The organism is Pleurocapsa sp. FMAR1 (assembly GCF_963665995.1).
Lineage (GTDB): Bacteria > Cyanobacteriota > Cyanobacteriia > Cyanobacteriales > Xenococcaceae > Waterburya.
In genome coordinates, this window is record NZ_OY762512.1 from 5,141,437 (window position 1) to 5,162,259 (window position 20,823).

At 38.2% G+C, this 20,823-nt stretch carries 21 protein-coding genes and 4 pseudogenes; 10 read left to right on the forward strand and 15 right to left on the reverse strand.

The window, feature by feature from the left end:
* The first annotated feature begins 140 nt into the window (after positions 1 to 140).
* Positions 141 to 1,055, forward strand: coding sequence for a competence protein CoiA family protein (locus SLP02_RS24955; protein WP_319423413.1), 915 nt, complete (start codon positions 141 to 143; stop codon positions 1,053 to 1,055).
* Between the two features lie 526 nt (positions 1,056 to 1,581).
* Here the strand turns inward: SLP02_RS24955 and SLP02_RS24960 are convergent.
* From SLP02_RS24960 to SLP02_RS24975, 5 genes and pseudogenes are all read right to left on the reverse strand, one after another.
* A pseudogene (locus SLP02_RS24960) lies at positions 1,582 to 3,095 on the reverse strand (reverse transcriptase domain-containing protein).
* Positions 3,096 to 3,776: 681 nt separating this feature from the next.
* A complete protein-coding gene (locus SLP02_RS26905) occupies positions 3,777 to 3,959 on the reverse strand; it encodes a helix-turn-helix domain-containing protein (RefSeq protein ID WP_413467288.1) in 183 nt (60 codons plus the stop codon).
* 45 nt (positions 3,960 to 4,004) lie between these two features.
* A complete protein-coding gene (locus SLP02_RS24965; protein ID WP_319423414.1) occupies positions 4,005 to 4,238 on the reverse strand; it encodes a hypothetical protein in 234 nt (77 codons plus the stop codon).
* Entirely contained in the window at positions 4,235 to 4,648 is a 414-nt protein-coding gene (locus SLP02_RS24970) for a hypothetical protein (protein WP_319423415.1), read from the reverse strand. Before SLP02_RS24970 ends, SLP02_RS24965 begins: the two co-directional genes overlap by 4 nt.
* A complete protein-coding gene (locus tag SLP02_RS24975) occupies positions 4,649 to 4,825 on the reverse strand; it encodes a hypothetical protein (protein WP_319423416.1) in 177 nt (58 codons plus the stop codon).
* 1,363 nt (positions 4,826 to 6,188) lie between these two features.
* Between SLP02_RS24975 and SLP02_RS24980 the strand changes: the two genes are divergently transcribed.
* The 5 genes from SLP02_RS24980 (at position 6,189) to SLP02_RS25000 (ending at position 11,825) form a co-directional block, all read left to right on the forward strand.
* Entirely contained in the window at positions 6,189 to 7,967 is a 1,779-nt protein-coding gene (locus tag SLP02_RS24980; RefSeq protein WP_319423417.1) for a CHAT domain-containing protein, read from the forward strand.
* Positions 7,968 to 8,051: 84 nt separating this feature from the next.
* A complete protein-coding gene (locus tag SLP02_RS24985) occupies positions 8,052 to 8,969 on the forward strand; it encodes a c-type heme family protein (protein ID WP_319423418.1) in 918 nt (305 codons plus the stop codon).
* 127 nt (positions 8,970 to 9,096) lie between these two features.
* Positions 9,097 to 10,521 (forward strand): hypothetical protein, encoded by a 1,425-nt coding sequence (locus SLP02_RS24990; RefSeq protein ID WP_319423419.1) that lies wholly within the window; start codon positions 9,097 to 9,099, stop codon positions 10,519 to 10,521.
* A 27-nt stretch (positions 10,522 to 10,548) separates the two neighbouring features.
* Positions 10,549 to 11,595 (forward strand): DUF1822 family protein, encoded by a 1,047-nt coding sequence (locus tag SLP02_RS24995; RefSeq protein ID WP_319423420.1) that lies wholly within the window; start codon positions 10,549 to 10,551, stop codon positions 11,593 to 11,595.
* A gap of 104 nt (positions 11,596 to 11,699) precedes the next feature.
* A complete protein-coding gene (locus SLP02_RS25000; protein WP_319423421.1) occupies positions 11,700 to 11,825 on the forward strand; it encodes a hypothetical protein in 126 nt (41 codons plus the stop codon).
* A gap of 354 nt (positions 11,826 to 12,179) precedes the next feature.
* On the opposite strand, the gene SLP02_RS25005 is transcribed toward SLP02_RS25000, so the two are convergent.
* From SLP02_RS25005 to SLP02_RS25025, 5 genes and pseudogenes are all read right to left on the reverse strand, one after another.
* Positions 12,180 to 12,413, reverse strand: a complete 234-nt coding sequence (locus tag SLP02_RS25005; RefSeq protein WP_319423726.1) for a winged helix-turn-helix transcriptional regulator — start codon at positions 12,411 to 12,413, stop codon at positions 12,180 to 12,182.
* Positions 12,407 to 13,204: pseudogene (locus SLP02_RS25010) on the reverse strand (IS4 family transposase); the annotation flags it as partial. The pseudogene SLP02_RS25010 and the gene SLP02_RS25005, both read right to left, overlap by 7 nt.
* 21 nt (positions 13,205 to 13,225) lie before the next feature.
* Positions 13,226 to 13,597 (reverse strand): hypothetical protein, encoded by a 372-nt coding sequence (locus tag SLP02_RS25015; protein ID WP_319423422.1) that lies wholly within the window; start codon positions 13,595 to 13,597, stop codon positions 13,226 to 13,228.
* 163 nt (positions 13,598 to 13,760) lie between these two features.
* Positions 13,761 to 14,417 (reverse strand): transposase, encoded by a 657-nt coding sequence (locus SLP02_RS25020; RefSeq protein WP_319423423.1) that lies wholly within the window; start codon positions 14,415 to 14,417, stop codon positions 13,761 to 13,763.
* On the reverse strand, positions 14,396 to 14,827 hold the full coding sequence (locus tag SLP02_RS25025; protein WP_319423424.1) for a helix-turn-helix domain-containing protein: 432 nt from the start codon (positions 14,825 to 14,827) through the stop codon (positions 14,396 to 14,398). Before SLP02_RS25025 ends, SLP02_RS25020 begins: the two co-directional genes overlap by 22 nt.
* A 297-nt stretch (positions 14,828 to 15,124) precedes the next feature.
* Here SLP02_RS25025 and SLP02_RS25030 point away from each other — a divergent pair, with 297 nt between their 5' ends.
* The gene (locus tag SLP02_RS25030; protein ID WP_319423425.1) at positions 15,125 to 15,283 is read left to right on the forward strand and encodes a hypothetical protein; all 159 of its coding nucleotides are present in this window, start codon (positions 15,125 to 15,127) and stop codon (positions 15,281 to 15,283) included.
* Between the two features lie 437 nt (positions 15,284 to 15,720).
* On the opposite strand, the gene SLP02_RS26910 is transcribed toward SLP02_RS25030, so the two are convergent.
* The 3 genes from SLP02_RS26910 to SLP02_RS25040 all read right to left on the reverse strand — a co-directional run bounded on the left by SLP02_RS26910 (position 15,721) and on the right by SLP02_RS25040 (position 16,480).
* Complete coding sequence (locus tag SLP02_RS26910) at positions 15,721 to 15,900, reverse strand: GIY-YIG nuclease family protein (protein ID WP_413467433.1); 180 nt, start codon at positions 15,898 to 15,900, stop codon at positions 15,721 to 15,723.
* A gap of 244 nt (positions 15,901 to 16,144) precedes the next feature.
* Positions 16,145 to 16,279, reverse strand: a complete 135-nt coding sequence (locus tag SLP02_RS25035; protein WP_319423426.1) for a hypothetical protein — start codon at positions 16,277 to 16,279, stop codon at positions 16,145 to 16,147.
* 12 nt (positions 16,280 to 16,291) lie between these two features.
* Positions 16,292 to 16,480, reverse strand: coding sequence for a hypothetical protein (locus SLP02_RS25040; RefSeq protein WP_319423427.1), 189 nt, complete (start codon positions 16,478 to 16,480; stop codon positions 16,292 to 16,294).
* 1,112 nt (positions 16,481 to 17,592) lie between these two features.
* On the opposite strand from SLP02_RS25040, the gene SLP02_RS25045 reads away from it, so the two are divergent.
* From SLP02_RS25045 to SLP02_RS25055, 3 genes and pseudogenes are all read left to right on the forward strand, one after another.
* Positions 17,593 to 17,940, forward strand: coding sequence for a hypothetical protein (locus SLP02_RS25045; RefSeq protein ID WP_319423428.1), 348 nt, complete (start codon positions 17,593 to 17,595; stop codon positions 17,938 to 17,940).
* Positions 17,941 to 18,094: 154 nt separating this feature from the next.
* A pseudogene (locus tag SLP02_RS25050) lies at positions 18,095 to 18,211 on the forward strand (IS1 family transposase); the annotation flags it as partial.
* Between the two features lie 26 nt (positions 18,212 to 18,237).
* Positions 18,238 to 18,564: pseudogene (locus SLP02_RS25055) on the forward strand (hypothetical protein); the annotation flags it as partial.
* Here the strand turns inward: SLP02_RS25055 and SLP02_RS25060 are convergent.
* Together SLP02_RS25060 and SLP02_RS25065 are read right to left on the reverse strand one after the other, a co-directional pair.
* Positions 18,524 to 19,786, reverse strand: a complete 1,263-nt coding sequence (locus SLP02_RS25060) for a lipopolysaccharide biosynthesis protein (RefSeq protein ID WP_319423429.1) — start codon at positions 19,784 to 19,786, stop codon at positions 18,524 to 18,526. The pseudogene SLP02_RS25055 and the gene SLP02_RS25060 sit on opposite strands and share 41 nt — an antisense overlap.
* A gap of 57 nt (positions 19,787 to 19,843) precedes the next feature.
* A complete protein-coding gene (locus tag SLP02_RS25065) occupies positions 19,844 to 20,800 on the reverse strand; it encodes a glycosyltransferase family 2 protein (protein WP_319423430.1) in 957 nt (318 codons plus the stop codon).
* Positions 20,801 to 20,823: the final 23 nt, after the last annotated feature.

Here is a 20,823-nt window from a genome sequence, read left to right on the forward strand (position 1 = left end):
TAAATGAATCTGATGCTGCCTGCAAAAGAGACATTTCTAAATTGCTATTGGCTAATTTTAATGCTGCTGAAGTCATAGTGATTTGATATTTAAATCATAGGACGATCTAGACAAAAAATGTATCAATTAAAGGGTAGGTAATGTGGTTACAATACGCTTTAGGCAAAGATAATAATTTAGTTTCAGTTCATGACTGCCCAAGAGGTAGAAGCGAGATTAGATGTCCCTACTGCCAAGGTGAATTAACAGCAAAGAAGGGTAAAGTCAAAGCACATCACTTTGCCCATATAAATGAAACTTGTAATCGCGTTTCATTTTCAACAAGCGAGTGGAAGCACCCCGCAATGCGGGGAGTCGCGTCAAGCGACGCTCTGGGCGCACAGCCCTGCGTCGGGAAACCCGACCGTTTCCTCGCTTCAAAATCGCCCGAACTACCTTTATACGATCGCTTTGACTTAGGAGTCGAACCCAAAATTCTCAAGATATTGATTGATATTTGGGAGAAAAAAACTAACAAAAATCCGTCGCTCAATATTAGAGGAAGAGGTGAGCATTTAGAAGAACTGGGCGTTGTAAACTACAATAGTTATCGCAATAATGGTAGGGGTAGTTACGAATTTTCCAAGCTAGGATTATTAGCAGTTGGAGGTTTGTCTTTGATGTTATTCAATCAGGTTCAAGATTCGCTAATAATCGCCAAACTGGATGAGATTGAAGAAAACCTGTTAGATCAAAAAGATTTTTTACCTGAATCGGGTAAGCCAGCTTACGGCACTTCAATTGAGACAGAGAAGCAAATACTTCAGGAAATAACTATAGATTATCAAATTTATTTGCTTACACTACGGCGAATTTTGAGCAATAGCCTATATTTTCTAGAGATTAAAGCCGATGGTGAAATTTATCATAAGATTGGCATAACTACTAGAGATATAGCAGCGCGAATATTGGAAATTAAGCAGGACTTAGGCAAACATTTTAGCACTGTATCAATTAAAGGGTTGGGATTCTGGTTGCATCGAGGCAACGTAGAATATTATTTTAAATATCGCTAGAAATTCAATTCCCAAATAGGTAGTTTAACGGAGTACTTTAAGTTTGATGATGTTAAACCAGTTCTTCGGGATTTACGACGGATGAAACCCAAATAATTAAGCGATCGCGAACAAGAAATACTCTTTAACAAACCTTTTGATAAGCGACTGTTTTCTCTCTATATCCGTCATGGAATGCAAAAAAAGCGCGATTGTAAGATTCACATCGGAAGACCCAAAGGCGAAACTGGATCACAAGCACAATTTTTAGCCAAACCCAAACAATTAAGCGATCGCGGCACGGTTTAAAAAAGGGCTGTCTCTGCGTCAAACAGCAAAGGAGACGGGAACGTCGGTCAACACTGTAAGAAAAGTCCAAGCTGCTTTGTCACAAAAAAATATCCTCTAGAAGCTATATACAGAAAAAAAATTAGCCTTAGAGTAAATTTTTGGATCAGTTGGTTAGAGTCGAGGGAAGTTATTACACTTCGCCCCTCTCTGTGAAATCTGGACGTGCCTGTTTCCATGCATCCAGCTTCCGAAAATCTTAGCTTTTACTTTTGCCCATGTGGATATAATCGTGGCAGCTTTCATGTATTGCTAGAAGATTGCTCTTGTCCCAGTTTCCATGATTTCCATCATAGTGATGTAAATGTACTCTTTCACCTGAGATGAATTTTAATTTACATCTTCCACATGAATGGTTTTGTTCCTTCAAAGCTATAGCTGTTGCTCCATTGTATAGTCGGCTATTCCTTTGACTCCAGTAAATCACATCACCGTCATAGGGAGATTTTTCACCCTTGACGGGAATAAATTTGCTCTCTTTGTATCCAACTTTTGGAAAAGCTCTTCTAACCAATGCTTCTGCACTATACTTAGTTTGCTTCTTTTCTTTGTTGAATACTTTGAAAGTTCGATGATTTATGAACCAAAGGGAGTCTCTAGTACTACTCAGATCGCAGTAGCGATGGTAGTTACGCCATCCTCGTATAATGGGGGCTAGCTTGTCAGCTTTTTCAGTTGCACCATAATTTGAACTATTGACGACTTTTTTGACTTTTTGTTGAAATGCCTTAAAATTCTCCTCGCTAGGGGTAATTTTAAACTTTCCATGGCTTTGCACTTTGAAATGCCAACCTAAAAAATCAAATCCGTCTGTCGTGGCTGTCAGCTTGGTTTTCCTTTCACTGATCTTCATTCCTCTTTCTGCTAAGAATGTTTTGATCTTTTCTAGTAGTTTGTCAGCATCTTCATTGGGTTTGAGAATAAACACCATATCATCAGCATATCTAACGCTTTTGCCTAAATCCTCTATCCCATTTAAGGCTACATTGGCTAAAAGTGGTGAACACACTCCGCCCTGGGGTGTTCCTTGTTCGGGAAATTGAGGATTTATCCCAGCTTTGAGACAGAGCCATATTCCTTGTTTAATAAACTGAGGCGCTATAACTCTTTTTATGATTGCTTTGTGGCTTATTCTATCGAAGCATTTTTCGATATCGAGTTCCAGTACTCTTTTATCTTTTCCGTTGCAGTTACTTCTGAGATTACAAAACAAAAACTTCTGGGCATCGTGTGCCGAACGTCCAGTTCTAAATCCGTAGCTTCTAGCATGAAATTGTGCTTCGTGAGCTGGTTCTAGAGCATATTTGACAAGACATTGCCATGCTCTATCTGCGATAGTAGGCACTTTCAACATCCGCATTGTTCCATCCTTTTTAGGGATAGGAATTTCTCTCAACTTTTCGTGTTTCCACTCACTAGCTGATTTTTTGAGCGTAGATTCAAGCTCAAATCTTTCTTCAAATGTTAGTTTTGCCGAGCCATCTACTCCAGCAGTTTTTTTCCCTTGATTTAACTGTGTTACTTGTCTGATAGCTAACATTCTTGATGAATGAGATTTCAGAATCAGCTTTTGGATGTTCTTAGCTTTCGCCATGTCTCCAGTTCTAACTGCTTTGTCCTTACACGGTGTTGTAGGCGGAATAGTACCTTCTGGAATTGCTTCCAATCGGCTCTTTCCCATAGTTCGCTATAGTTTTCTATGCGTCCAACCATACTCTACTCAACAATGTTTGTTCTGATTTCCTTTTGGCGCGGAAAGCAAAGCTTTCCCAGTCGTCGAAGACGACGATCTGAGTGCTTCGCACTCTGCACGCCTCATCCTACCCGTAGCCAGGGTTTCTGATGCTCGTCCATCCTACTGAAGTTTCGACCCCCAGACCTGGTGCTACGTTTTTATTCGTTCCGATACTTAGATTTGTCTGACAGTTTAGGACGGTTCACTTTGCCTATTACCAACTCGGAGAGTACGGCTATGGAGTAGAAATGCCGTGAGTTTAGGTAATGAAATCCACATTGTTTATTCAGATTGTGGTTCGCGTTTAAGACACTTTTTAAGAACCTATTTTATCCATGCTGTCTCCCCGTTAACGCGGCTTGTGCCTATCTGTTTTGGCTCTGATTGCGTCCTGTTCCCAGCTTCACTCTGTAAGATTCCGAGCTTACTCGATGTGGGCAGATTGGGAGTCACTTTTCTCCTTAAGGGAAGGGTTTTCACCTCCATCTATGTATCAGTTCAGGGTACTTATAGTTTTCTCTCTATCATCCCCTGGATGTCCATACCCTCCTATTTTCTAGAAGTTCCTGACATCAACGAATCGCACTTACTCAAACCCCATTATAGACAACGTCAAGCTATCTTCGTTCTTAGGTCTAAGATTTAGTATTGAAAAGAGATTAATTTACTTGGGTTACGCAATCCTCCAAATCTAGCCCGTGAGATGCAGCCAATTTTTTTAGAGCATCTAGGGTTGGATGTTGTCCTTCGTTCTCAATTCTTTTAAGGTGTCTGTCGGAGATGCCCTTGATTGCATCTAGATTTAGTAGGTGGGCTTTTCTCACAGTTAGCGATCGCCACACACTAAAAGAATAATTTTAATCACGGCGTATGAGTCATAACTGATCCTAAAATTTCTTATAATCACCATTCTGTAGAATAGGATTAAAATATCCAATAATACAGTTAGGATTGACAATACATAATTGGATATGATTCTGGGATAAAAACCCCGCGCCAGGATAAACTTCATCCCCTTCAGGAAACATACCCCTAACAGAATCAATAAAGTTAGGATGGCGTTGTATCAGTTTCTTATTTTCACCTTCGGTGTCAGGTAGGTTAAAACTATCGGCGATCACTTCATTATTAAATCTGTGTATTCTTTGGATGACTTCACAATTTCTCTGTTAAAGCTAATACCGTTACGAAAACTTTTATTCTTGGGTAAAGCTTTTCCCAAACTAGCAACTTCTTTTTCAAGTATTTCGTAACCTAGTTTGAGATAATCTATTTTGGCAGTATCCAGTAAATCGAGGCAGTTACCTAATCGGATAAATGCACCTATTACAGTGGGTTCGGAAACTTTATTACTGTTTTTTGCCCATAAGTAAGCTCTTTCATAGCTGCCTGACCAAAAGTAAATACCGTGTCCCAGCCAATCGTATTTATTTTCGCTATTAGAAAGATGGGTATTTTGCTGTATGACCCGAGCGGATGTAGAGCGATCGCAGCCATGAAAACCAACAACTATCTGTGGAGAGACGTACACTTATGCTGATATCTTGAGATCGCGAATTTCACCTTGCTCGTTTAAAATACCCGCTTGCATCAAGGTATGAGTAATATATTCTTTTGAGGTATTAGTAATAGCCTTATTTTGCGACTTAGTTGGTACACCATTAAGCACAGCAAGTCTTTGTTGTAGAGCCTCTTTTAGTTCCAACATAGTTTCTACCTCAACACATTATTTGTGTACACTATTATACCTTTCATTAAAGAGATTAAGTGCAAGGTCAGGTAATAGAGATATTCCGACATTATGGTACTTAGTACAGCAACTAAATTGTGTTGTCCATATAATAAAACTTGTTAATTCAGATAAAGCAGGTAACTATTATTGAATCATAATAAAAATTTTATCCAAACTATTTATTTAATCTAGTATTAATTTCAATACGGCAAATTAATTTTACAATAACAATAGTTATTTGAATTGAAACGTAACTTGATATAGAGCCAAATATAGAAATGAACAAAGGAAAAGCACTTTCATAACTAAACATTAAATACAAGCCAGATATTATACAAACATTCTAGTGCGACCTGAAAGTCGCATTCGAGAGTAAGTCCCTCAGAAAGACTTCAGCTTAATAGTCAAGCCTGTACCCGCCCGAAGGGGCATCTCTAGTAATAGAGATGTCTCAGAGCTAGAAGGTTAAATGTCTTAACATAGCTGAAACATCCAGTCTATTAGAGGCTAGGGTAAGACGTACAAGACTAATGAAAATGAACCTGTGATGAGGCTTCTATATTATAGAATACCCTTTAAAGATGTTTAGGGTATAGGGATTTAGGGAATTCACCGGTTTACTGAATTCTAAATAATTTATTCTAGAATTATAAATTATTAGACTATCAACAATCCCGAATAACAGGAGTAGAGCAGGAGTCTAAATACGTCGCATCTCAACAATGTGGAACAGGAAAACCCCTATCAAGTCTCTTCTGAGTAAGCCAACCGCAAGGAAAGTCTAATTCTTGAGAGGGAGCAGGATAGTTCAACAAGGTGATTGGGTATGGCTCTTAAACAGAGCCACCCCTCACCTTCAAAAAGCTAATGTCACCAGATCGAAAGATAAGAGTAATAAATAACTCGGTGAATAGGGAATATACCCAATCTGAAAGGATGCTGACGTGAACACAGGTGTTAACTACAATATTTTGGAGTATACGAAAGATTAAATCTAAGGAAAAGTTAGATGGTTGCCTTTTAATCCAAACGTAACTTAGAGCTTGATATATTTCCTGGAAGTAAGGTTGAAGGAGTAAATGGAATATAGAAACCTCCTAATAATAAAGGGAAATAAAAAGAGCTATGTATAGTCAATTAGTAATCAACAAAATCGTAGTAAATGCTTGAGCCGAATACTTGGAAACCTGTACGTTCGGTTCTACGGGGGGAAAGGAGTAGCAATACTCCTGACCTACCCTACATGAGAATAAATAAATTAGTATGTAAAGTAGAGTCCGAGCATCTAGAGTGCTAGGCTATTAGATTAAATGGTTTCTATATTTTAGAAAATTACTCGATGAGTACGCTGGTCATCTTAAATCTAGGAAGCGGTGACCTTCTGACTGGGTTTCCTCAAGTAACTGTTCGGCTCTGGACGGCAGAAAGTAGCTTGCCCGAACAGTCTGTAGGTAGTTTACCACCTGCGCCCAAATTAATCGAACTATATCGGACTTGGCAGTCAATCTACCACTGTCTGTGTAGTTCCCAATTGCCTCGTTCTGCGGTACTAGCAGTTGAAGAAGACGATCTGCTAGAAATCGACGAAGTGGGGATTACCAATGTTTCTCAGAATAATTTTGATTGGGTGAGCCAGCAGCTATGTAAAGAGCTAAATATTTGGCTGAGTACGACAGATTTTTTAAAAATAGAGCGACGTATGCGATCGCGACTTAATCTAACAGAAGAAATTCGCATCATTTTAGAAACTGACAATGAGTTGCTACGGCACCTACCCTGGCATAAATGGGAATTTTTCCAAGATTATCGAAAAGCAAATATCGCTCTAAGTCAATCAGATTACAAACACCGCCAATTTCGACATACTCAAATTCTGAGAAACAAAATTAGAATTTTAGCAATTATAGGCGATAGCAGAAATATTGATGTTAGGGCAGAAAGGGAATTTCTCCAAAATTTACCCGATGCCGAAACCACATTTCTTGTCAATCCTTCTCGTCAAGAATTTAATACAGAACTTTGGAATCCTCTTGGTTGGGATATCCTTTTTTTCGCAGGACACAGCCAAACCGAAGCAAAAACTGGTCGACTATACATTAACGAAAATCCCACGAATAATAGCATCACCATTGAAAAATTAGAGGAGGCACTTAAAGCTTCCATCGAACGGGGACTAATGCTGACTATCTTCAATTCCTGTGATGGATTGGGATTGGCTTCAGCACTGGAGAGATTAGATATTCCTGTGGTAGTGGTGATGCGAGAACCAGTACCCAATCGAGTAGCACAGGAGTTTCTAAAGTACTTTTTAGAAGCATTTGCCATCGATAGGCTTTCTTTCAATCAAGCGATGCGACGCTCGTGCAGAAAATTGCAAGGGTTGGAAGAAGATTTTCCTGGAGCCTCTTGGTTGCCTATAAGTTGCCAAAATCCGACCCTTGAATTGCCTACTTGGTTACAGTTAGATGGCGTTGTGCATCGCTCCTCACTATTTAATTTGGAATCAAAAACAAATACCGATAACTTGATTCGAGCTTCCAAGATGGTTCTAAAACTGAAACCAAAACTAGAGTCCGATGCTGAAGCTGATATTACTATTGAAGCAAATAGTCAAATAGCTTCCATTGTTACGAAGTCGGAGCAGGCCCCGTTGTCTCATGGCAAAGCTTGCCTAACTTTAGAGCAATATTCCCATGTAGAAAAAATCTTGTTAGATCTAATAGGACCGATCGCCTCTGCCTCAATCCAACAGTTTAAGACACAGTCATTTACTCTCGAACAGTTATTAGAAGAGTTGTCGGCTTACCTTTGTGTCTCTCAAATAACCGAGTTTAAACGGCAGATAATACCTTTGCTGCAAGAGGTTCAGCGCAGCACCCAAGTGCAAACAGATGCTTATATTATCTCTCAAGAACCAGAAATTAGCGAGTTTTTAATCTGTGAATACGAACGAGCACTCGCAGAAATTATCGGACCGATCGCCACCTTTTTAGTTAGAGATACTCTAGCTTCCTTTCCTCAAATTTCCCAGGTAGAATTTATTGAAACACTATCGGCTGGCATTTTAGAGCCTCAACAAGCTGCTGAATTCAAACGGTGGTTTATGGACTCAACTTAAATAGCGATCGCAAGAAGCTTAATATATTGCTCTAATTTAGAAAAACAACAATTACTTAAAAAAAACTAGGCTCAAGAATAAGTTATGTTTTTCAGGACTCGCTTCGAGAATATCAAAATCGGCACTAAATTTAATTCGTTTGTAATTATTATTTTCACTATAGGAATTTTACTCAGTGGATTAACATTTTGGAAGGCACTTGAGCATCGGGCAGAAACTGAAGTTAGCTCTAAAGGTTTAGTCCTCATGGAGACAGTAAATGCAGTTAGAAACTATACTCAAGATCGAATTAATCCTCTTCTAAAAGAGAGAATAGAAACTGAATTTGAATTTACTCCAGAGGCAATTCCAACCTTCGCTGCCAGAGAAGTCTTTGAGTATTTTCGTAAAAATCCAGATTATGCACAGTTTATTTATAAAGATGCCGCACCTAATCCAATAAACTTACGAGATCGGGCAGACGAGTTTGAAACTAAGCTGGTAGAAGAGTTTAAAGAGCAAGGTTCCTTGCAAAAAAGTGGATGGCGTGAGTTTTCTGAAGGAGAGGTATTTTACGTAGCACGACCATTTACCCTAAAAAAACAAAGTTGCCTCGAATGCCACTCTAGTCCAAGCAAAGCTCCTCAGAGCTTGTTAACGACTTATGGTACCGAAAACGGTTTTGGATGGGAACTGAATCAAATCGTCGCAGCTCAGGTTATCTACGTTCCAGCTAAAGAAATTTTGACCAGTGTTCGTCGTTCATTTGTGACTACGATGACAATTTTGGCTGCTACTTTTATTGTGATTATTTTTTCGCTTAATCTCCTCTTGAAACGCTTCGTAATTCAGCGGATTCAAAAAATAGCTAGAACCGCACAAGCCATAAGCCGCGGAGATCTCAAAGCTAATTTTCAAGAAGATTCCCAAGATGAAATTGGTCTTCTGGTGATTGCCTTTAATCGAATGAGATCCAGCGTAGAAGTAGCAATGAAACTGCTGAATCAAAAAAAGATAAACTGATTTAAATTTAAATCGTGTCAATGGTCTGGTTGTGTTGTAAAAACTGCATCAGTTCAAAACTTTGGCAACTATGAATCTATGCACTTTAGAAATAGAAGATTAATCAATATGAGGTAAAGCAATATTTATGACTGTGTCACAAAGATACTGGAAAATTTGGCGCATCAATCCTGCTGGGTCAAGGTTGGGATATAAACAGGTTGTAGCACCCTTGGCACGAGAGTTTGTCGAGCAAAAATTAGTCAAAACTCAGAATAATGACCTAAAATCGAATTTGATTTCGTATTTTCACCATAAAGATCCGGCGGTAGATCTCGCAAGTCTTGCCCAAGCCGGTCTTTGTTTGAGGTGTTATGTTTCCGAACCTATTCTCAAAGCCTGCTGCAAGCTGGATAGTCTTTTCGCTGGTGACAAGCAGTTTAGCTACCAAGATTTACTGACGTTTGTTCTCAATGATGACGGAGAAACTCTGGTAATCTTAAGTCGCGATCGCAAAACTCAAATGATTTTAGATAAAAAGGGTAAAGTCAAACCAACTGCTTACCAATTTTTTACCGTCAAAGTTTTGCAAACCTATGATGCCGATTCTCTCTCGAGAATGAGCTTGGATAATTGGGCATATTTGCAAACCAAACAACATCCCGAAATCAAAAAATTCTTATCCGAATTTGGTTTTAGACACCTTAGTGATTGGGCACTGTTGAATAGAGCTAGACCCAAACAAATTGAGCGATTGGCAGAACGCGATCGCCATCTCGTAGAAGTCTATCATTTAGTCTACCGTCGCGACAGAGTTCGGCAGCGAAAACCAGCAGCAAAAAGATGTCCCGACCCCTCAACCGTTCAATTAGAGGAAATGCTTGCCTGTTTGCAAGCGAGAGTCGCTATTAAAACTACGGCAAAGTTGCTCAAAGAACTAAAGCAGGTAGCATTGCAGCTAAGACAATATGATGTATGGAGTAATAGAGAATCTTTGGAGATTCAAGATCCCAATACTGGCGATTATACAACCAGAACGGATTTACCCAATGAATCTACAGACAAATCAGATGTCGAACAACAGGAACTTGTGGAATTTATACACGAACAACTCACAATAGCTTTAACTCAGACGATAGAGCAAGAAGTTCGCGGTTGGATAACTAAATTAGAAAAAAGCAAAACATATGCAACCTATGCCCAACAATTTATTCCTGGATTACAACTGTATTATGGTCGCGGTTTGAGTTTAAAAGATATTGCACCTAAACTGGGAATGGCAAATTGGGATCGAGCCAGACGAATATTAAATCCTGGGGAACTACTTAATAAAGTGCGTGTTGTCTGCGTGCAAAAACTGCTGGTAAATATCTTGGAAAAAGCGCGCTCGAAGGGTTTAATCGAAAATCCTCCAAAACTAGAATATCTTCAAAGCGTAACCGAACAAATTGAAGCTTTTGCCGATGCAGAAATTTTTGTGGAAGCAGCAAAAGAAATTAAGGCAGGAAAAAACCGCAAAATGGAGAGCGTATACTCTCAACAGCTTTGTCTGATTTTAAACAATATAACTTAATTAATCCAAAAATATTTAGAGGTAAAAATGCACAAATACCCAAACACCCCAACTGATTTTAGACTTTTATTACCAGAATCTATTTGGTTAGAGTCAGAAGATTTGGATCGAGCTAAAAATATTAGCAAACTAGCAAGTCATGAATCGAACCAATGGCAAATATATTTAAATACATTGGCATTGTTTGCCTTAGAGAAATGGCTCAAAGAGAGAATGCCAGAGCAATCTATTAGCAAGAGCGATCGCATAATTGAGAATACGGGTAGGCTTAACATCGGTGAATTTAAGGTTTGTGCGATCGCTACTGAGAATCTGCTAGATGAACTAGTCGAGCTGCCAAGAAACGTTGTAGAGTCTTCCGAACTAACAACTCATTTTTACGTAATTTTGGAAGTATTAGAAGAGCAAGAAGAAGCTATTTTTAGAGGTTGTCTTAACTATGACCAATTGATTAATTATCGCGAGGACATAAATTCACAACCCCAAGATAATTTTTACCAGTTACCACTATCTTTATTCGATCCAGAGCCAAATCACCTGTTATTCTATTGCCGTTTTTTGAAACCAACCAGCATTTCTCTTCCTGTAGAAGCAGTAAACATCACAACAGCAACATCAAAAGAATACATTCAAAAAAGCACGACTAAATTAAGTCAGTGGTTGCAAAATGTATTTGATGGAACTTGGCAGACAATTGACTCGCTTATCAACCTAGAAGCAAATTTAGAGTACGGTCTTAGAAATGCCGATGAAGAAGTGAAGCGAGCTAAACTCATTAACTTGGGTGTGCAGTTGGGAGAACGAAATGTAGCATTATTAGTAAAAATCAAAGCGGAATCCAATGGAAAATTAGTTGTTTCAATCCAACTACATCCTGGCGGTGAAGCGAGACATTTGCCACCCAATTTAAAACTGATTTTGTTGTCAAAAGCAGGAAAAGTTCTCCAAGAAGTGCAATCGAGAACTCAAGATAACTACATTCAACTTAAACCCTTTAGAGGAGAAAGAGGAAAACGATTTCAAATTCAGGTGAGCTTGGGAAGTTTGAGCATTACGGAAAATTTTGAACTATAAGATAAAGAGAATATCTATTGTTTGTCAAACTGAGTCAAAACCTTAATTTTTCGTCTTTGTTCGATCTCTTGTTTTAGGCGGAAATAGAAGGTTGATGTCACCACTTGAATTGGATTGATTACACCTTGGGCAAGAAAACTCAGCGCCAAGAATTGGGTGGTCGTGTATTTGAGGATAAATATGATTTGGCAAAAGCAATTATTAAAGGCATCGAGAATCGAGGTCAATAGGGAAATTATGCTGTAAAACGTTTAATGTTTAATTGAGTGGAGCTACTTACAATCTCGCGAGTCGTTGCATCAGTTATTCTAAATTTGTCATTACTTTTCAGCAATGCTCCTGAGATTAATAACGAAGTTAGTGAGATTGCTTTTTTTAGTGATACAGAAATTTCCAACGAACTATCAGAATCGAGAGTTAAAAAATCACAACTACTTAAGTTTTTTGAGTATTACAGATCACCAGATTTACCAACAGATTTTGAATAAAAAATTAATTTAAGATTATGGTTAACTTAAACGGCAACATAGCAATTATTACAGGTTCATCTCGCATTATTGGTAAAGCGAGCGTCAACTTCTCAATCAACTGTTATCGGGAATTTTTTTCAGATGCTTTTCTCCCCAATTACAAAAAACTTCTAAGACTGGTTTGAAACTCTCAGCATAGTCGATAGAAGAATACTCTACTTTTGGAGGAACTTGAGAGTAAACCTGACGATGGACTAAACCATCTCTTTCTAACTTTCTTAATTGTTGGATTAACATCTTTTCCGAGATTGCGGGGATGAGCTGACGGGGTGACGACTGCGCTAAAATATACTCTGTATGCGTTTCATAGCGTTAAGACCTTGAAGATAAAATGGGAGTTTATTGATAGCTGTTAGCATTAACTTTTCGACCCATGACCAACATATATCCATAGACAACACCCATGTTGTACCGTATATTCCTGTCCAAAAACAACTATGTCTTGGTCTGTTTTTACCTTCAAATTTGAGACGATTAATGTATTCTTGATATCCAGTATTTCTAATTTTCAATCCTACTAAACAACTAGCCGTATAAGAGATCGCTATAAGCAGAATTAAATTAGTAAGACGTTGTTCATTAGCTTGAGAATCTTCGAGATTATAACCGCCAGATTTACAATCACGGAACATAGCTTCTATCCCACCACGAGACGCAAATATCTTAATAATTTGCTCTTTATTTTTCAAGTTGGTAAGCAAGTACCAAGGATTGGGCAGTTGTTTATTACTATATTTTCTGCGCCAATAAACTACTACATTAAATCTATTTTTTTGATTATTTTCTGTAACTAAAACACTATCATATAAGACTTTATCGCCTGGTTTTATATTTAAAGAATCAAGGGATTGATATTTCTGATAACCAGGTTTTATTTTAGTATTCTTATTTAATCTAAGAACAAAATCTATTTTCTTTTTAGTAAGCCAAAGCGCAAAAGCTGTACTCCTGTATTCTCTATCACCTATTACTAGTAAATTGTACTCTTTTAGTAAACGAAGCACAGGTCTAATTGTAGCGGTTTGCTCATAAAAATTACTACTTCCTTTCTTTGATAAGAGTAACCAGTAAATTGGTAAGGCTCTCTGCTTGCTCCGTCTTTACGCTGAGGAAACCTCAGCGCAGGCGGTGCGCTTTTTCCAAATAACACTTACCATTGAAATATTATTAGCTTTCCATTGGGTTCGGTCGATAGTTATAATTAAGCGATCGCCTTTTTTGAATTGACTAGAAATTATCTTTTTTATTAAAGGAAACCAAAGTAATGACAAGCTTAATCTAGGTAAAGCTAAAAATATTTGTATCTTTTTTCTTCTGCTTTCACATTTGATAAGATAGGGGAAACTAGATGCTAATCTCTCAATCCTAACCTGCCGATTAACTTGCAAAAGCCAAACTGGAATTTGTAATGTTAATAATTCTGATGAGGGCAGATAAGTTTTGAGATAATCGAGATAAAATAAAGGTAACATTTTAAATTTCCTAACTGTCTTCTATTCAACCAGACAGTTATTTTTATTTATCTCCAGTCCCATAACCTAAAATGAGCGTAATTATTTAAGAATTTTACTAGTTTTGGAGATTTTCTCCTTGATTATTAAGTCAATTACACTGATATTTTTATCTATAGCAATCCTAAGTGATACTAGAGAGGGCATTGTATTTATTCAGGTCTGGTAAGACAAACAATTGATACTTGACTAACATCTCCAACAATTTTTTAGTTAATTGAAATGAGCGACACAAAAAACAAAGCGAGCGCAACATTTGTTTAAGTTGTCCCCAAACGTTTTCGATGGGATTTTCTTCAGGTGCATAGGGAGCAACCTCGACAGTCGCTACAACGGGCGGAACACCCGCAACGCGCTGTCTCGCAAAACGAAGACAATGGACATTCCACTCTTGTCCTTGATTATTTTGAGCAAGAAAATCTCGAAATTCGCGACAACGATGATGACTTGCACCATCCCAAATTAAGGCAATTTTGCTTTCTGGATTTTGAGACTGTAGTTCTTTGACAAACTCAATCGTCGATTTAGTATTGGCTGTAGAGTAAGAACGTAGAATCATTTCACCTGTCAGACAATTCATTGCTCCGTAATAGGTTTGAGAATCACGATAGTTTTTGACTGGAATTTCTAATCTTTCTTGACGATTTCCCCATCCATATCCGCAAATGTCTCCTCCTTTGAGATGACATTCATCTTGGACAAATACTTTGATTTTTCCTGCCTTAATTTGTTCGATGTGTTCGCTCAACCAAGCATTAATCATCTGATTGTGTTGCCGCACCAAACATTCATTGTATCGGGGACTTTTTTTCTCCCCCTGTGCCAGCTCATTTCTGCCCCTTTTAATAAGTCGTAATAGCTTTGCATCGAGCGATACACTACTTTGTAGTTCTGCTCGATATATTCAATTACATCCCATAAGGTTCTCTGTTTTTTCTCTTGAATCCACTTCTCGACTGCCATTCTCTCTTCTTGATTCAAATAGCTACAACTGCCTTTGTGCTTTAAAAGTATCCCTTCTATTCCTTGCTCTTGATAGCTCTTCGACCAACGGCTGATATAGCTAGAATGTACTCCCAAGATTCCCTGTATCTCTCGATGCTTCATTCGTTTAATTCTCATTTTTACTACCAAGGCTCTTTTTAATTCTCTTGAGTCAGGTTGGCTAGCAATTAATTCTTCTAAAGTCATCGGTTTTTGCTTACATTATACCCAAGCTTTTCTCTAAAATGATTTGGGATTGCTATAGTTACTAAACTCTCTAAATCCTTGGTCATATCTGAATTGTAAAGGTTGTCTCCCAGTCTGAAATTCCACACCATTCCTTTGCTTACTCTAAACTGATTGGCTAATTTTCGTATTGATACTCCTACATGCGGAAGTGCGCCTTTGTTCATGACTAGCAATTATCTTTTTTCTTAGATCTGATGAGTAAGGTTTCACGCTTTTTAAAATATTAGCGATCGCACTTTGGATATTTTAGAGTTATTGTCTCACATTGATATGCAAACCGCTGTATTCTATCAAGATAAGCTAAACCAAAACCAAAATCTCTTGGCTAGATATACGGGTGATGGCTGGCAAGATATCGGCAGCAATATTAGTAAAGAAAAAGAAGAACACTTTGAAAACTTGCGCCACAAGTAGATAGGTTCTATCAAAAGCACCTCCGAAATCAAAATAAAGATCTAAAGCAAGAATCGAATCCGATTATTCTATTTCTCAACGGCAATAACTCTTGAGGGTAGTGTTGCAAAAAGTTGAGATAAAAGCAAAAAAGAAGAGTTAATCTTTAAATTGACTTATTTTTCTGGCAATTTTACACAGCTATCCCAAAAAGAGAATGAATAAATCTAATTTGACTTACAACATCATCTCTTTTTACATTCTTGATTTGACCTTTACAGATCGTGTTCATCGATTCATATCTCTCGATTGTGCGATTAGCACTCCAGAAATTTCTGAAGTTTTGACTGGTTACAACCCTTATTTTTGTGTAACGATGATCTGGTTATGTCGCAAAAAATGAGAACAGCCATATAGTATGCTACAAACTAACGAACATACAAGAACTTTAACTCTCTCTAATGAATTCCCAAGAACCTTTTAAGTGGCGACATTTTCAAACAAAAATTATCTTGCTCAGCGTTTTTATCCCTTCTGAGGAGTTGTTTATGTCGATGATGACCGTTCCATCTAGACTTAATATTTTTACTTTTTCCTACATATAGAACAAAGTCTGTTTGGTTTGCAACTATATATATTCCAGAATACTCAGGTAATAATTCCTTATTTTTTAGAAAAACTTTCTTCTAAGTTCTCCAGTCATCTTTATCTATAAATCAATTTAAAGAGTCATATTACTTACATATAACATTTTAACTACTCTTTATTTAAAGAAAATTGATCGCTCTACTTCCCACCCCTAATATCCATGCCTCACCTCAGCAGTAATTAACTTCTCATTCTGTCCGAGAATCTTCGCTCTTCTTACTTTTCCCCAACTAACTACAATAATTTCCGCACCGACTCATCTTTTTCAATCTCAACCTTAGTCAACTGTTCGGTCATGCAATCGCCTTTATTTTCCATACCTAATATCTGATTTATACTGGCCTGTCCAAACTTATAGCTAATCCTCATTACTTTCCTTTGCTATTCTAAAGTTTCTAACTGAAAAGTAAGTAAGTCACGTTTGCGGTTGGCTGCTTCGTAATCTAAGAGAAGACTTAACACTTTATCTTCTATTTTTAGTTTCTTTGACTCCTGCTGCCGTTTTAACTCGGCCTTAGCTGCTAATAAATCTGTAGTTCTGATTTCCGAGCCAGCGATCGCTATTGCCATGAAGCCTTAATACCAATTCTGGAAAAGAAAGCTATAGATAGAGGATAATTTCTTTAGTTGAATTTTTTGAAGAATTATGGCAGGAGTCTATCACTTAGATATTCTAGAAACCGAAGCAGAAAAGCAACTATTAGAAAAAGAAAAAACAGGCTCGGGAAAAGAAAGAATCCAACTACTTTATCTGTAGTCAACATTTAGAGAATTGGTATAAGACACTATCCTGGTTGACTGACAAAAGATGAAGAGAAAAACCTGAGAATAGAGATTCAGTAAAGAGTTGAGGGATTGACACAAAGCAAGGGGAGTCAGCACTCTGAGATTAGATACCACTCATAATTTCAGAATACTGTGAATCAAAACTCCCGTCTCTACAATGCCTTGAATCAATGGATGAGTCAATAGAAGTTTGAAGACAGAAGTATGAAGGCGCGAAGTTTCAAGTTTGTTCGAGGGCTTGTACCTCATACGAAGGAAGAAGTTTGAAGTTTGAAGTTTGAAGGAATTCGGAATTCGGGAAGGATTTTTTGTAGCTCATACCTCACACCTCATACTTCGCGCCTTCATACCTCATACACAGGGCTATCGCCCAGATCGTCCGTCCTTCGGACGACTTCGATGCTTCGCATCGTGTAGGGCGAAGCCCTGGTACCTCTACCAAACCTCTTCCGTCGTGAACGACGGGGCTTGCAACTATAGTGGAACAAAGGACTTGTCCGCATGTAGGAGGAAGTAGCTGTTTACGAAGTTTGAAGGAAGAAGTTTGAAGGAAGAAGGAAGAAAGATTTTTTGTACCTCATACGAAGGAAGAAGTAGCTGTTTTACTTCATACTTCATACCTCATACTTCATACTTCATGCAGCTGTTTTACTTCATACACGGACTCTCTGTCCGTCGCCGTTCCCGAGGAGACGTCGGAACGCAGAGAGCGTTCACCTCACACTTCGCGCCACAGGGCTATCGCCCAGATCGTCCGTCCTTCGGACGACTTCGATGCTTCGCATCGTGTAGGGCGAAGCCCTGGTCAACCTAAAAACTTTCACTTTCATTTAGCAGAGGCAATTTGCTTACACAACGTACAGATTCACAAAGGTGAATTTTCTGGCAAAGTTCATGTGATCCTTGGTCGCAACAACGTTAACGGCGAACTATGGGCAATTGTCAGTAATGAAAAAACTACTCTACAAACCTTTGCTGAATATGGATTACGTTTTGATATCGAAGCGAATTTTTTAGATGACCAATCTGGTGGTTGGAATGTTCAACGCTCGATGATTCGAGATGTATGCGCTTTGTCCCGTTTGTGGTTTATCTTATCTGTGGCTACTCTCTACGTTAGTGCCCAAGGTGTTGAGGTAGTTCGTATTGGCAAACGAAGATGGGTTGATACTCATTGGTTTCGTGGTAATAGCTATTTTAGGATTGGTTGGGATTGGGTCAAAGCTGCACTCATTAATGGTTGAAATTTACTTCATTGCGTGACTTTCTCTAGTAATCAAGATCCCTCACCTGCAATGGCATCACGATCGCAATATCAAAAACGAGCAGATCAGTTGGAGTTCAAAGTTTTAACTTATTCCTACAATATTTCTTGAAAGTTTTGTCAGTCAATCAGGACACTATCTAGCTCGTCTCAAAAGGAAAACTCTTTGTTATTCTAAGTGCCAAGAGATGCTTCGAGCATTAATCAAACTTTTACTCCACTATCTTCATTTTGATACCATTCCTCTTTAGATCATCCCTGCGGGATGCAACGCCGTTATTTCTACATAACAGATGGTTGGACAGTCTATCCCGGCTTTATTCCTGATGGAGACCAAATTGTTTGTAAAACCAAAACCTATATGACATAAGTTAAAGGTGAGAATACTCGACTCAGACACTGTGCGCTCTCTGCGCACCGCCGTTGCTTTGCAACGTCGAATCGACGTATGTCGATTGCTCGATTACATCGTAAGACTCTTTGCTACTCTAAGTCCGAAAAAATGTTGAAGCACTCAATCAGATTATTAATTCATTACTTGAAGTTTAAAGATTTACTCTTCCCTACCGATTCATCCCCTGATTCGGCAGCGCCAAATTTTTAAGTACCCAAAAGCTAAATATCAACGTTAGTCCCTGACAAAATAACACTGTTATTGCCACCCATAAAACTCCCCATCTAACAGACACCAACAATGCCAAAGCAAACACTAACGTATAAATTATATTCCATTGCAATGTCAGTTTAATCTTGCCTATTGCATTAAGTAGCTGGTAAGTAGCTGATGCAAATGCTAGGGGAATTGCCGATAGACAAATAATTACCAAAATAGGAACAGCCGAACTCCACTTAGAGCCAAACACAATTGGTACATATAGCGGTGCTAAACTTGATTGTAGTAGTACCAAAGGCACAATAATTATTGTCATAGTTTTGAGGCTGCTAAGGTAGCGTTTTTTTAGCAGCTTCATATCATCCCCTACCTCACACAAATATGGAAATAGGGCTGAGATAATAGCTCTGATAACGTTTTGACTTATACCTAATCCCGCACTAAAGGCAAAAAAGTATATTCCCAGAGCTTCGACACTTAAAAAACGCCCGACTATTAAGTAGTCTAAATTCAGTCTTATTTTATCGAGCAATTCAATCCCCAGCATACTACTACCAAATTTGGTAATATCTCGCCAGCGTTTAAGCGTAAATGCTTTTGAAGGTCGCCAAGGATGATTAAGATTAGTGATTATGATCCAGACTGGAGTAGATAAAACCATCCCCCAAACAATCGCCCATACCCCAAAACCCAGCAGGGCTAGACAAATAATCGCGATGTTGTTAACAACTGCTTGGGTAGAAGTACACAAAGCCTTTATTTTGAGTCTATTTTCGCGATCAATTAAAGCTGACTGCACCATGAATACGGGAAACATTAAGTACATTAAGCCAAGAGCGCAAACAAGCAAAGTTAATTCGCTTTCCTTATAAAATAGCGCAATCGGATAAGCTATAATACATTGGATTACAAATAATGATATGCAGAGCAGCCAGTTTAGCCAGTAAGCAGTCTGGCATATTGATTCTAATTCTCGTTCATCAGCTTGAATAATCTTGGCGCCAATTCCAGCCTTCATAGTAAAGACCTCGGCAAATCCTTGAACAGTGTAGATAATAGCCACTAGTCCATAATCATGGGGGCTAAACAAACGGGCAAGAGTAACCGTTGTACCGAGGCGAAAGACACGAGTAACTAGCTCAGCTATTCCTAGCCAACCAATGTTACGTGCAAACTTACTTGAAAATTGCTGTTTTAATTTATTAATTACCATCAAGATTATGAAGCTCAATAAAATAAGTAGATACTATTACTTGTAAATAAAAAGTAATCAGGTAATCTTCGCCAAAGATCTACGGATAAAATATATTTGCTCTAGCAATTTTTTATACCTGGATGAACCTAGCAGTTGAAGTAGTCTAATAGCCAAACCTAGACGCAGAGTATCTCGGCAATATTTTCGTTGAGGGGCATAGGCGATAGCTTGCTTTTGAAAGCAATTTGCTTGTTCGTAATCTCCATTTCTAATTGCTAACCAACTCAAGTAAAAATATAGAGAACTATATGTCTGACTTTTTAGATTTAGTAAATTGTTGGGAATAGATTGAAAAGCTTTTTCAATCACTTTGCAAGAAAATTCCCACATTAATAAATGAGATTTTGACAAACTGGTTGGATTTGCTCTATAGAAAACTAAAGGTTCTTTAATCACAGCAAAGTGGTAGCTCGTTGCAATTCTTAGCCACATATCCCAATCTTCAGTAGCAGCTAATTCAACATCAAACAACCCAACCATTTCAAAGCATTCTTGACGGATCAAAGGTGTACTGCCACAGCCAATGAAGTTTAATTCGGTTAATAATTGTTCCGAGACATCCCCTTCTGCATCAGAAACGATTAAACGACCAGTAGGTTTACAGTTTTGATCTGCCAGAGCCGTCCAAGTATAAACCAAGCCAACTTCAGATCTCTCTTCTAAACAACGAACCTGTTTGGCTAATTTGGTTGGTTTCCAAAGATCGTCAGCATCTAAAAAAGCAATATATTCTCCTTGGGCATTGGTAATACCTGTGTTGCGAGCACCAGAGAGACCTTGGTTAGTCTGATTAATCAGCTTCAAGCGGGGATCGTTTAATGAAGAAACATATTTTTCTGTTTCATCAGTGCTACCATCATTAACTACTATTACTTCAAAATCAGTAAAGGTTTGTTGAAAAACGCTTTCCAAGGTTGCTGGGAGATATGACAGGGAATTGTAGGCAGGGATAACTATGGTAACTTGAGGCATTTTTGAATCTCTATTGTTTAAAT